Here is a 12,726-nt window from a genome sequence, read left to right as displayed (position 1 = left end):
AACCTCGTTTTCTGATGCGTTCATTAAACACCCATTGTGAAAATGACGCAATCATTGCGCGGTTTTAACGATGCAAATACGAGCCCTAGCGCTTGTTTTTACTGCTTTTAGGCTAGGTGTAAACGTTTCAAAATATCGCGCTTATTTCACCTGACGATAGCCACCAACGCATCGATATGCGGATGGTGCGCTTGGGTGACGCCCGCGAGGTTGCCATACTTCGGCTGGTGGCGATCATTTTCCAGTGGATGATGCCAGCCAAACGTTGAGTGGATAAACTGCTCGGCAAAGTTCTCGGAGATCTCCAAACAACCAGCCAACACGGTATCGACGTAGGTTTGCATGATGGGTATCAGTGAGCAAGGCGGCTCGGGCGCGTCTTTAATGTAGACCCAAACGCTGTCTTCGCGAGTAAGCGGTTGCGTCGTTTCAATATTGGCGTGCGGGATCGCCACACGATGATAGCCGCGCTCACGGCGATCAAATTCGCTTATCTCGCCCGGTGAGATGGCGAGCAAAACGCCATTTACTAAGCCTTCCCCTCGAACAACCACTAAGGGGGAGAGGGTGTAACTGTCGTCCACTTTTCCCCAATAGCGTTTAAACCCGTGCACGACACTGGGAATCGCTGGAGCGGTTTTGCCTGTGAGTTGGCGTGAGGCGGAATTCATCAAACTGCCGTAACCGAAAATGTAGTGCGCCATGACTTTCTCCTCTATTTTTTCTTTTAAGCTACCTTGCTCGCATATAAATGAAAAGCATCAATGTTGCGCATGTTCAGTTCGAGTTGATGTAACTAAGACATCGCTATATGTGTCATTTAGACATCAATGATTGAGCTAATTACGTTTATCTTATTGATTCTATTAGATTGATTAAATGGTCTAATTATTGCTGTTAGTGGAGTCTTACTGATAGGGCCGCGTGTGGAGATTTAGGCTTGATTACGATTACAGATAAACAGCAGGAAGAGCGCATTACGCCAATTTGGCGCTTAGGGTTTCGTCCATTTTTTCTACTCGGCAGCGTCTACGCCATCGTGGCAATCGTTGGCTGGGTGTGGATGTTTCAGACTGGCCAGCCAGAAGCTCTGCAAGTGCCAGCTTTGTGGTGGCATGTGCATGAAATGGTGTTTGGTTTTGCAATGGCGATTGTGGCCGGTTTTCTGCTCACCGCTGTGCAAAACTGGACGGGAATCCAGGGTACAAAAGGTCCCTGTTTGATGCTACTGAGCCTACTTTGGCTTGTGCCGCGTGGCCTGTTTTGGGCGCCTGTGCCTCTGTGGATCACTGCCACTATTGAAGCCCTATTTCTGCTGCTACTGGCCTATGAGGTCGGAAGGCGAGTGGTCAAAGTGAAAGGGTGGCGAAACCTGTTCTTTGTGCCGCTTATCGTGTTGGCGCTGGTGGCGAACTTTGCAAGTTATGCCACAGTCAAAGGCGTAGCGCCATTTGCGCCAAGTAGCGTCTGGCAGGCGATGCTGTGGTGGTTCACCTTGCTGTTGTCGGTCATGGGCGGCAGAGTGATCCCCTTTTTTACGGCGCGGCGTTTTGAGTTTAAGCAAAGCGCACGCCTAGTGTGGCTAGAGTGGTGTGCCAATGGGCCACTCATAGCCCTGTTCGTATTGAGCTTCTTCCCTTTAACTATGGCGCAATTTGGCGCGCCGCTGATGGGGTTGGCCGGTGCTGCGCAGTCGATTCGGTTATACCGCTGGCGTCCTTGGTGCACGTTTAGCGAGCCCTTGGTGTGGTCGCTGCATGCTGGGTACGCGTGCATACCGCTGAGCTTGTTACTGCGCGCGGTAATGGACAATCCTTTTGCCACCCATACGCTGCTGCATTTGTTTGCGATTGGCGCGCTTGGCGGCGTCATTTTGGCAATGATTGCACGCGTGACCATGGGGCATACCGGTCGCTCGATTTATCAGGGGCCTAATATGCGCTGGGCTTTTTCTGCGCTGTTGTGCGCGGCGTTAGTGCGTGCGGTGCTGGTCGTGATATGGCCGGAGCAGATGATTGGGTGGGTCAACCTCAGCGCCGGATTATGGGTATTTGCCTTTGGGCTTTATGTGGTGAAGTTTGTGCCGATGTTACTCAAACCACGAGTCGATGGTCACCCCGGTTGAGCGCATTGATACGAAGAGTGTGAGAATAAACAGAAGAGACGAATAGAAAAAGGGTTGGCATGGTGCCAACCCTTCATTGTCGTTGATGACCTAGTGCATCATTAGTTGTTGCTGTGCAGCTCTGAGTTAAGCTCTACCGCCGTTTTGTTGGCAAGGCACTCGATTTGACCGGTCACTGAGTTGCGGCGGAACAGAAGATCCGAAACGCCTGCGAGGTCACGAGCTTTCACCACTTCGACTTCGTTACCTTGTGAATCAAGCATGCGCACTTTAGAACCCGCCGTCACGTAAAGACCTGACTCAACCGTACAACGATCGCCCAGTGGGAAACCAAGACCCGCGTTCGCACCAAGTAGCGAGTTCTCACCAATCGAGACCACGACAGTACCGCCGCCTGATAGGGTACCCATGATAGACGCACCGCCACCGATGTCTGAACCGTCACCCACAACCACACCCGCAGAGATACGGCCTTCTACCATGCTCACACCTGTGGTACCGGCGTTGAAGTTAATAAAGCCTTCGTGCATCACGGTGGTGCCTTCACCGACGTGTGCGCCAAGGCGAACGCGTGAGGTGTCTGCAATACGAACGCCCGCAGGCACAACGTAATCCACCATTTTCGGGAACTTGTCGACACAATCGACCGTCAAAGTGCGACCTGCTAGGCGCGCATCCATTTGACGCTCAGCCAACTCTGGTAGATCGATTGGGCCTTCGTTGGTCCATGCGATGTTGTGCAGTAGGCCAAAGATGCCATCAAGCACCGTGCCGTGCGGCTTAACCAGGCGATGAGAAATCAGTTGTAGCTTGAGGAAACCTTCTGCCACGGATGCTGGCTTGTCATCTGTCGCAAGTACTACAAGGACCAATGGTTGAGCAGACTGCGCCGCTTTCTCTGCAAACGAGGCGTTCGCCACATCACCGTGAGCAGCAAAGGCAATGGCAAGCTCTGCACTTTGCGCCGCAGAGATTTCGATGGCCTGATTACCTTGCTCGTAACCTGCCACGGTCGCTACTGCGTCAACCAGCGCATCCGCTGGGTTGAGCACTGGGTTTGGAAAAAACGCTTCGATGATTTTTCCGTCACGGTTTTTAGTCGCGCTACCAAACGCAAGTGAGAAGTAAGCCATGTTGAATCTCCATTATCTAAATTAGGCATTAGCGGGAGTGCCGCTATCAATTGAATTCATCATAAAGAGAGCGACCCAGAACTTAAAGACCGAGGATCGATAAAGTCCGTAAGTCGATATTTTTTGTCTCTTTAGCGATATGTAGTCTCTTTAGAGATATATGGCCTCTTTAGCCATATAAGCTAACCCTGAATGAAAAAAGCCCACACCGAAGTGTGGGCTTGCTTTGAGACTTTACTAAACTGATTGGCGTTGCGCTTATTGCGCATTATGCGTTGTCGCTTTATATCGTCCAACCATAGCGCCCAGTGAGCTTGGACGCCGACGGCAAAATTACTTTTTGCCTAGGTCTGCAGAGTGCTCAGATAGGAATGCTGCCACACCTTTTGGTGATGCATCCATACCTGCTTTACCTTCTTCCCATTGTGCTGGGCATACTTCACCGTGTGTCTGGTGGAAGTTTAGTGCGTCTACCATACGTAGCATTTCGTCGATGTTACGACCTAGAGGAAGATCGTTCACAACTTGGTGACGAACAAGACCATCTTCATCGATTAGGAACGAACCACGGAAAGCCACACCTGCTTCTGGGTGCTCTACGTCGTACGCTTTACAGATTTCGTGTTTCACGTCTGCAATCAGTGGGTATTTCACCTGACCGATACCGCCATCTTCGATAGCAGTGTTACGCCATGCGTTGTGAGAGAATTGAGAATCGATAGAAACACCAATCACTTCAACGCCTTTCGCTTTGAAATCTTCGTAGCGGTTATCAAAAGCGATCAGCTCAGATGGGCAAACGAATGTGAAGTCTAGCGGGTAGAAGAAAACAACCGCTTTCTTACCTTTTGTAAACTCTGCAAAGTTGAAGTTTTCAACGATTTCACCGTTACCTAGAACAGCTGCTGCAGTAAAATCAGGGGCTTGACGACCTACTAGTACCATTTTTATTGCTCCTAAAAGTATGGTTTGTTCCAAGCATTGGAGTGGTCTCCTTTGCTTAGTCCGTGTTTTTGCGAGACAAAGTGTAGTACAAATTGTAGTATTGAAATAAATGAATTAATTAGATTAAGTTAATCGAAAAAAGCGATAATGCCAAAAGGGTTAACTGGATCAATGCCTAGCTAGAAGTTATCAATAAATCTATGAATAAGTGGCCTAGCCTCAAGCAGTTACATTATTTGGTGACTCTGCATGAAACCCGTCATTTTAGCGATGCCGCTGAAAAATGCTTCGTCAGTCAATCAACCCTAAGTAAAGGCATTCAAAACTTAGAAGATCTGATTGGTTGCCCACTCTACGAAAAGAAAGACAAAAAAAGCCCGTTAGTGTTCACCCATGTTGGCGAGCAAGTGGTCAAGCATGCACGTGAATTGCTTGCTCGTGGCCAAGATCTCGCCGAGCTTGGCCGTCTTTGCCAAGAAGATGAGATGCATGGGCAGTTAAAAGTGGGCTGCATACCGACGATTGCGCCGTTTCTGCTCTGTGACTTGGTGCAAGAGGTCAACACACGCTTTCCCAATTTACATCTTCTATTACGTGAAGATACCACGACCAATTTGCTTGCCGCGCTGCGTCAGGGAGAGTTGGATGTGCTGATTCTCGCCATGCCAGTGGACATTGGTGAGATGGAAAGCAAAATTGTGGGCAGCGATCCATTTCGTATGATCATCAGCCGCCATCAAGCGGACGCAATCCGCACTCCGATTAAGTACGCTGATCTGCCGGACGAATCGGTCTTCTTACTAGAACGAGAGCACTGCCTGACCGAACATGCTGTCTCTGCCTGTCAATTAACCGACAAAGAGAAGATCAATCCGTTCTCTGCCACCAGTTTACATACGTTAGTGCAGATGGTGGCGAATGGACTCGGTACTACTTTTATTCCACAAATGGCCATCGACCACGGTCTTATCGATAACCAAAACTTGGTGGTGGTGGATGCCCCTGGGCAGCAAGCCCATCGTCATATCGGGCTGGTTTGGCGTCCAAGTTCGTCACGTGTGGCGACTTTTCATCGTCTAGCTGATGTGGTTTCACAACTGCTCTAGCAAATAGTCGTAAGGCTATTGCGTTCTGTTGTTGCGATTTCTCGCTAAAATACACACTGCTTTTTCGGGTAAAGTTAGCATTTTATTCTGTTCGTAAACTTTGACGTGTAAAATTTCACAACAAAACTTTGATGAAGCTTTCATTAAATTGTGAAATTTCACACTGTCAATTTTACAGCCCAAACAAAAGAGGCTGTTTAATCTTTGTCCTTCTAGGCCGCTCAAAGCCATCTGAGACAGGCGTTACCCCTTCCTATAAAAAATCAAACGTTCGTTTGAAACGCGTTCACATGTCTAATTTTACTGTAATTAAATTACGTAACTTGTTACGAGTTTGGCGCAGAAATAGGGTCTTTATCTCGATCGGAATAAAACTTTGAATTTAACGTTTTGTTTACTTTAGGTCTTTTACTCTACCCAGGTTTGGTATAGCTTAAATGCAGGCCTAGTAAGACTTATGTCTAGATTGCAAATCCAGAGAAGGTTAGTGAAAGTAGAGCCAGACAAGAAAAAATAAGCGGATAAAAACAGCAGCAACACTGAGCAAGTCGGAATGTGAAAGTGTTGTTTAATAGTTACAAATGAACATTCGCTAAGAAACGTGAATCATACAAGAGAGCAAAAATAAGGGACATCACTATGCTTGCAAACACACCAGACAGAGACACCCTATCACAGGACCCAAATGGTCAAGCTCGTCGCAATAAAATGAGCGCCCAAGAAGGCATGCTTGAGGTTACTGGCTCCCTTTCGCCACAACATCAGGCAATTTTCCCTGTTGAAGCCCAAACCCTATTATCTCTGTTGTGTGAGCAGTTTGCGCCGCGTGTGGATGAGCTGCTGGCGGCACGTGAAGTGCGCCAAGCGGCCATCGATGGTGGGCAACTCCCAGACTTTTTGCCTGAGACGCAAGACATCCGTGAAGGCAGTTGGAAGATCTTAGGAATTCCAGACGATCTGCAAGATCGCCGAGTAGAAATCACCGGCCCGACGGACAGAAAAATGGTCATTAACGCTTTGAATGCCAACGTTAAAGTGTTCATGGCCGACTTCGAAGACTCTATGTCACCTGCTTGGGATAAAGTGTTGGACGGACAAATTAACTTGCGCGACGCGGTAAGAGGGGAGATCAGCTACACCAACCCTGACAATGGCAAGCACTACCAATTGAATGAGGATCCAGCGGTGTTGATTTGTCGTGTACGTGGTCTCCATTTAAAAGAGAAACACGTGACGTTTAACGGCCAAATTATCCCCGGCGCTCTGTTTGATTTCGCGCTCTATTTCTACAACAACTACCAGGCGCTTCTTAAAAAAGGCAGCGGCCCTTACTTCTACATTCCCAAGTTGCAATCCCACAAAGAAGCGCAGTGGTGGAGTGAGGTGTTCCACTTCACCGAAGATTACTTTGGTCTGGATACGGGCACCATTAAGGCAACCGTTTTGATTGAAACCTTGCCTGCGGTATTCGAAATGGACGAGATCCTCTTTGAGCTCAAAGAGCACATTGTTGGCCTCAACTGTGGCCGTTGGGACTACATCTTCAGTTACATCAAAACATTGAAAAAGCACCCAGATCGCGTCTTGCCAGACCGCCAAGTGGTCACGATGGACAAGCCGTTTTTGAACGCCTACTCACGCTTGTTAGTGCGCACTTGTCACAAACGCGGTGCCTTTGCGATGGGGGGAATGGCGGCCTTTATTCCAGCCAAAGATCCTGAGCAAAACCAGCGCGTGCTAGACAAAATTCAAAACGACAAATCGCTAGAGGCGAACAATGGTCACGATGGTACTTGGGTCGCTCACCCAGGTCTTGCGGATACGGCAATGGCGGTGTTTAGCCAAGTGCTTGGCGAGCGCCGAAATCAATTGGATGTCACGCGAGAAGAGGATGCGCCTATTACGGCAGAGCAGCTACTTGCCCCGTGTGAAGGCGAGCGCACCGAAGAAGGGATGCGACACAATATTCGCGTCGCGCTGCAATACATCGAGGCGTGGATTTCGGGCAACGGCTGCGTTCCCATCTACGGCTTAATGGAAGATGCCGCGACCGCTGAGATCTCTCGCGCCTCTATCTGGCAATGGATAGCGCACGGCAAAACTCTTGATAACGGTCAAGTGGTTACCAAAGCCTTGTTTGAACAATACCTCTCTCAAGAGATTGAGGTGGTAAAACAGGAAGTGGGCGAAGCGCGTTATCAAGCGGGGCGCTTTAGCGAGGCGGCTGACTTGATGGCTAAGATGACCACCAGTGATGAGTTGGGGAATTTCCTCACCATCCCAGGCTATGACTATTTAGATTAACCACGGATTTACCCATAACAACCGTTTACCTATAAGCATCGTTTACAGGTAACTATCGTTTTATTAATAACAATAACGTGAATGCAGATGGCGGGTAAGGTTGTACCGCCACACCATCTAACAAAAGAAACAAAAGGATCGTGCGCCGCCCCTACCGGCAAGCACTCAAAACAAGAGGGATAGACCAATGACAAACTTAACTCGTCGCCAACAAATCGAAGCTCTAGAAAAAGACTGGGCAACCAATCCACGCTGGAAGCATGTGAAACGTCCATACACGGCTGAAGAAGTGGTCGAACTGCGCGGTTCTATGGTGCCGGCTAACACCATCGCTCAGCGCGGTGCGGATAAATTGTGGTCATTGGTCAATGGCAGCGCCAAAAAAGGCTATGTGAACTGTTTGGGTGCACTGACCGGTGGTCAAGCAGTACAACAAGCCAAAGCTGGGATTGAAGCGATTTATCTCTCAGGTTGGCAGGTGGCAGCGGACAACAACACCGCGTCTACCATGTACCCAGACCAATCGCTCTACCCGGTAGATTCGGTCCCTTCAGTGGTAAAACGCATCAATAACTCGTTCCGCCGCGCTGACCAGATCCAGTGGTCAAACGGTAAATCACCAGAAGATGAAGGCGGCATTGATTACTTCTTGCCTATCGTTGCTGATGCAGAAGCTGGTTTTGGTGGTGTACTCAACGCGTATGAGTTGATGAAGTCGATGATCGATGCGGGCGCCGCTGGTGTGCACTTTGAAGACCAGCTAGCGTCAGTGAAAAAATGTGGCCATATGGGCGGTAAAGTATTAGTACCGACTCAAGAAGCGGTGCAGAAATTAGTGGCAGCGCGCCTGGCCGCCGACGTTTCGGGCACGACTACCTTAGTGATTGCACGTACCGATGCGAACGCCGCCGATTTGTTGACCTCTGACTGTGACCCATACGATGCGGACTTCATTGTTGGAGAACGTACTCAAGAAGGCTTCTACCGAGTACGCGCAGGCATCGACCAAGCGATTGCGCGTGGTCTTGCTTACGCTCCGTATGCGGATCTCATCTGGTGTGAAACCGCCACGCCGTGTCTTGAAGAAGCGCGTAAGTTTGCTGAAGCGATTCATGCCGAGTACCCAGATCAACTGTTGGCGTACAACTGCTCGCCATCATTCAACTGGGAGAAAAACTTGGATGCAGAGACCATCGCCAAGTTCCAACAAGAACTGTCGGATATGGGCTATAAGTACCAGTTCATCACTCTAGCGGGTATCCACAACATGTGGTTCAACATGTTCGAACTGGCGCACGACTATGCGAAAGGCGAAGGTATGCGCCACTACGTGGAGAAAGTGCAGCGTCCTGAGTTCCAAGCGGCAGAAAAAGGCTATACCTTCGTTGCGCACCAACAAGAAGTGGGCACTGGGTACTTTGATAAGATGACCAACACCATCCAAGGTGGTCAATCATCAGTGACTGCATTAACCGGTTCAACCGAAGAAGATCAATTCTAGTAGTCCCCACCCTTATGAGTCTTATGTGGGATAACAAAATGCAGGCTGTTATCCCCATGACTCAACTGTTTAGGCATTTGTATTGACATGCTTTTGAGCGGCCATCGGTCGCTCTTTTTTTGTTTCCCATCATCAAGTCACCAGTGGTACTCTGCGCATCTTACCCCTTATCAACTGATCGTCATGGAACTCACCTTAGATATTCTCACCCTGCTGTTTTTTGTCGCGGCATTCGCTGGCTTTATTGATGCGATGGCAGGGGGAGGCGGGCTTATTACGCTTCCGGCTTTGTTGGCCGTTGGCATCACACCAGCACAGGCGTTGGCGACCAACAAGTTACAAAGCTCATTTGGGAGCTTCTCCGCAACTTGGTATTTTGTTCGGCGCGGCATTGTTAATTTGAAAGCGATGCGCCTTGCGATTCTCTGCACCTTTGTCGGCGCTGCACTTGGCGCCCAGGTCGTGCAATACATTGATGCTGGCGTCTTAACCAGTTTGATTCCGCTGCTACTGGTGGCGATCTCGCTCTATTTTCTTTTGATGCCAAAGACTAAGGCGCAATCGGGTGAGCCTCGACTCTCTGAAGCGATGTTTGCACTCTCGGTCGGTGGGGGCGTGGGGTTCTACGACGGTTTTTTTGGGCCGGGGACAGGTTCGATTTTTACGGTTTGCTTTGTCGCGTTAGGCCACTACTCCTTAGTGGATGCGACGGCAAGAACCAAAGTACTGAACTTTACGTCAAACATCGCCGCGCTGTTACTATTCGTTCTGGCAGGTTTACCGATTTGGGAGCTAGGGCTAGTGATGGCGGTCGGCGGTTTTCTCGGCGCTAGATTGGGGGCGAAAGTGGTGATCGCGCAAGGTCAGAAGTGGATTCGCCCGCTGGTCATTATTATGTCGATGTTGATGGCGCTGAAGTTACTCTGGGAACAGCATCAGAGTACCTTTTTGGCTTGGTTTTAGAGTGCAGAATTCAATCAAAGCACTGTGAATAGATTAGAAAAAAAAAACAGTCGATTAGAGAATAAAAAACGGCGCGAGATGCGCCGTTTTTTTATGATGGTGTCGAGCTTACAAAGACTCGGTAAATGTACGAGCAATAACGTCGCGCTGCTGTTCAGGCGTCAGTGAGTTGAAACGCACTGCGTAACCAGAAACACGAATCGTTAGCTGAGGGTACTTCTCAGGGTGAGCAACGGCGTCTTCAAGGGTTTCACGCTTAAGAACGTTGACGTTTAGGTGCTGACCACCTTCGATCTTTGGTGCCGTTTCAATGGCTACTTCACGGCTTTCGTACTCACCCAATTCGTTAATCGCTACGACTTGGTCTGCTTCGTAGCCAGTGTTTGCCGCTACGCAGCGTGCTTCATTTTTCTCGCTGTCTAGTAGCCAGATTGAGTTAAGTAGTGCGTCGTTTGCTGCTTTAGTAATCTGAATGCCTTGAATCATTACTGTCTCCTAGTCCACTCTTGGGTGGTGAGTTGGTGTTAACTTTCGAATTTCGTTGAGCTACGTATTATATAGCGAATGTCCCTTATGATAGTATTGATTTAGGTCAAAAAACAACTAAAAACATTAATTACTTTAAGGTTAATTCTTTGCGATAAATCAATAAAACCTTTAAAAATAGTGTTTTAAAAAATATTTTATAATATTAACTATTTTTGAATGTCATAGATGTTGTAAATTTACTACATTTTGCATGTATTGATTGAGACGCAGACGATAAGTTGTTGTAATTCCATCCCCGAACTGAAAGTGTAAAGTGATTAAATGACAATCTCATCATCGAACAGTGATAGAAAATGGGTCGGCGCGCATGTTTCCGCCGCGGGTGGTGTCGATATGGCACCGATTCGCGCTCATGATATTGGCGCCAACGCCTTTGCTTTGTTCACCAAAAATCAACGCCAGTGGGCGGCGAAGCCGCTCGACGCAGAGACCATCGCGCGTTTTAAAGCCAACTGCAACAAGTACGGCTTTACGCATGAGCAAATCTTACCGCATGACTCCTACCTGATTAATCTTGGTGCGCCTGAAGAGGAAAAGCTCGAAAAATCTAGAGTGGCATTTATTGATGAAATGTGGAGATGTCAGCAGTTAGGACTGAGCTTGTTGAATTTTCATCCTGGGAGTCATTTAAAGAAGCTTTCTGAGCAAGCGTGTTTAGCGAGGATCGCCGAGTCGATCAACCTCGCCCATCAAGCGGTGCCAGATGTTGTCGCAGTGATCGAAAATACAGCTGGCCAAGGCACGAACCTTGGTTGGCGCTTTGAGCATTTGACGCAGATCATTGAACAGGTGGACGATAAAACTCGGGTGGGCGTTTGCCTCGATACTTGCCACACATTTGCCGCTGGCTATGATCTTCGCAGTGTTGAGGCATGTGACGCGACGTTTTCCGAGTTTGATCAAGTGGTTGGCATGCACTATTTACGGGCGATGCACATCAATGATTCAAAGTCGGCCTTGGGCAGCAAAGTGGATCGCCACCATGCGCTGGGCGAGGGGGAGATTGGCTGGCCATGTTTTGACTATATCGCCAATGATGCACGTTTTGATGCTATCCCTTTGATATTAGAAACAATTAAACCCGAATTATGGCCTGATGAAATTGCTCGTTTGCGCCGCATCGATCAAAAATCACCGGTAAATGTCTCAGCGTAACTAAAATTGGCACCAATCTTTCATAGTAAATAGTGATGTTACTCACAAGAGGGTGCCTATTATGCCTCATTCAGTTGTTACACCTGCGATCCGTTTTGCACGTTTACCTATGCCCAACCGTCATGTGAATGGTCAAGGACATCATCGTTCGCCGCAACCTAAGCGTTAAGTGGGTTTAGCTCGCCTAACAGAGGGCTTTGCTCTTATTGTAACTTTTGCGACAATCCGCTGACTGATTGGACAAAAGGAACAGACAATGACCCCTTCACTCACGTGGCAAGATGTGATTGGTGAGCAAAAGCAGCAGACCTATTTTCAAGACACTCTCGCGTTTGTTGACGCAGAGCGTGCGGCGGGCAAAGCGATTTTCCCGCCAGCGAAAGATGTCTTTAACGCGTTTCGAGCGACCGAGTTTGGCGATGTGAAAGTCGTGATCTTGGGCCAAGATCCCTATCATGGGCCTAATCAGGCGCACGGGCTGTGTTTTTCTGTCCTGCCGGGTATCAAGACGCCTCCATCGCTCGCCAATATGTACAAAGAGTTGGCGCAAGACATCGATGGCTTTCAGATTCCTCAACACGGTTATTTGCAACGTTGGGCAGAGCAAGGGGTACTGCTTCTCAACACGGTTCTGACAGTGGAGCAAGGTAAAGCGCATTCGCACGCCAAAACGGGGTGGGAGACCTTTACGGATGCTGTGATTGATGCCATCAACCGCCATCAACAAGGCGTTGTTTTCTTGTTGTGGGGCGCGCATGCGCAAAAGAAAGGCCGCTTTATTGACCGTAACCAACACCATGTATTGACGGCACCGCACCCTTCACCGTTATCGGCGCATCGTGGCTTTTTGGGCTGTGGGCACTTTTCGGCGACCAACGAACGGCTTGTCGCGCAAGGAAAAACACCGATTGATTGGCAGCTGCCTCAAACTGTTGAGGTCTAAAG

At 48.8% G+C, this 12,726-nt stretch carries 11 protein-coding genes; 7 read left to right on the top strand and 4 right to left on the bottom strand.

The genetic code is table 11. The features are described 5' to 3' along the window. Positions 1-146 precede the first annotated feature (146 nt). Entirely contained in the window at positions 147-704 is a 558-nt protein-coding gene (locus AC6R10_RS03180; RefSeq protein ID WP_500671416.1) for a gamma-glutamylcyclotransferase family protein, read from the bottom strand. 236 nt (positions 705-940) lie between these two features. Between AC6R10_RS03180 and AC6R10_RS03175 the strand changes: the two genes are divergently transcribed. Then, the gene (locus tag AC6R10_RS03175; RefSeq protein ID WP_500671415.1) at positions 941-2,125 is read left to right on the top strand and encodes an NnrS family protein; all 1,185 of its coding nucleotides are present in this window, start codon (positions 941-943) and stop codon (positions 2,123-2,125) included. Positions 2,126-2,226: 101 nt separating this feature from the next. Here the strand turns inward: AC6R10_RS03175 and dapD are convergent, their stop codons facing one another. Both dapD and AC6R10_RS03165 read right to left on the bottom strand, forming a co-directional pair. Next, the gene (dapD, locus tag AC6R10_RS03170; RefSeq protein WP_334551414.1) at positions 2,227-3,258 is read right to left on the bottom strand and encodes a 2,3,4,5-tetrahydropyridine-2,6-dicarboxylate N-succinyltransferase; all 1,032 of its coding nucleotides are present in this window, start codon (positions 3,256-3,258) and stop codon (positions 2,227-2,229) included. A gap of 333 nt (positions 3,259-3,591) precedes the next feature. After that, positions 3,592-4,203 carry a peroxiredoxin C gene (locus AC6R10_RS03165; RefSeq protein WP_334551413.1) on the bottom strand — a complete coding sequence of 204 codons (612 nt, stop codon included), beginning with the start codon at positions 4,201-4,203 and terminating at the stop codon, positions 3,592-3,594. Positions 4,204-4,403: 200 nt separating this feature from the next. Here AC6R10_RS03165 and AC6R10_RS03160 point away from each other — a divergent pair, with 200 nt between their 5' ends. The 4 genes from AC6R10_RS03160 to AC6R10_RS03145 all read left to right on the top strand — a co-directional run bounded on the left by AC6R10_RS03160 (position 4,404) and on the right by AC6R10_RS03145 (position 10,077). Then, positions 4,404-5,309, top strand: a complete 906-nt coding sequence (locus tag AC6R10_RS03160; RefSeq protein ID WP_334551412.1) for a hydrogen peroxide-inducible genes activator — start codon at positions 4,404-4,406, stop codon at positions 5,307-5,309. Between the two features lie 639 nt (positions 5,310-5,948). Continuing rightward, positions 5,949-7,613: a malate synthase A gene (gene aceB, locus AC6R10_RS03155; protein ID WP_500671414.1), complete on the top strand. Its 1,665-nt coding sequence runs from the start codon at positions 5,949-5,951 to the stop codon at positions 7,611-7,613. A gap of 187 nt (positions 7,614-7,800) precedes the next feature. After that, complete coding sequence (gene aceA, locus AC6R10_RS03150) at positions 7,801-9,114, top strand: isocitrate lyase (RefSeq protein ID WP_487901723.1); 1,314 nt, start codon at positions 7,801-7,803, stop codon at positions 9,112-9,114. A 183-nt stretch (positions 9,115-9,297) separates the two neighbouring features. After that, positions 9,298-10,077: a TSUP family transporter gene (locus AC6R10_RS03145; RefSeq protein ID WP_500671413.1), complete on the top strand. Its 780-nt coding sequence runs from the start codon at positions 9,298-9,300 to the stop codon at positions 10,075-10,077. Between the two features lie 108 nt (positions 10,078-10,185). Here the strand turns inward: AC6R10_RS03145 and grcA are convergent, their stop codons facing one another. Then, on the bottom strand, positions 10,186-10,563 hold the full coding sequence (grcA, locus tag AC6R10_RS03140; protein ID WP_334551405.1) for an autonomous glycyl radical cofactor GrcA: 378 nt from the start codon (positions 10,561-10,563) through the stop codon (positions 10,186-10,188). A 324-nt stretch (positions 10,564-10,887) separates the two neighbouring features. Here grcA and nfo point away from each other — a divergent pair, with 324 nt between their 5' ends. Both nfo and ung read left to right on the top strand, forming a co-directional pair. Continuing rightward, the gene (gene nfo, locus AC6R10_RS03135; RefSeq protein WP_500671412.1) at positions 10,888-11,781 is read left to right on the top strand and encodes a deoxyribonuclease IV; all 894 of its coding nucleotides are present in this window, start codon (positions 10,888-10,890) and stop codon (positions 11,779-11,781) included. A 256-nt stretch (positions 11,782-12,037) separates the two neighbouring features. Beyond that, positions 12,038-12,724, top strand: coding sequence for a uracil-DNA glycosylase (gene ung, locus AC6R10_RS03130; RefSeq protein WP_500629204.1), 687 nt, complete (start codon positions 12,038-12,040; stop codon positions 12,722-12,724). Positions 12,725-12,726 lie beyond the last annotated feature (2 nt).

The sequence above is a fragment of the Vibrio sp. R12-SG2-ISO1 genome (assembly GCF_059834045.1).
Note: the sequence above shows the minus strand (reverse complement) of the source record. Positions and strands in the feature narration are given on the sequence as shown.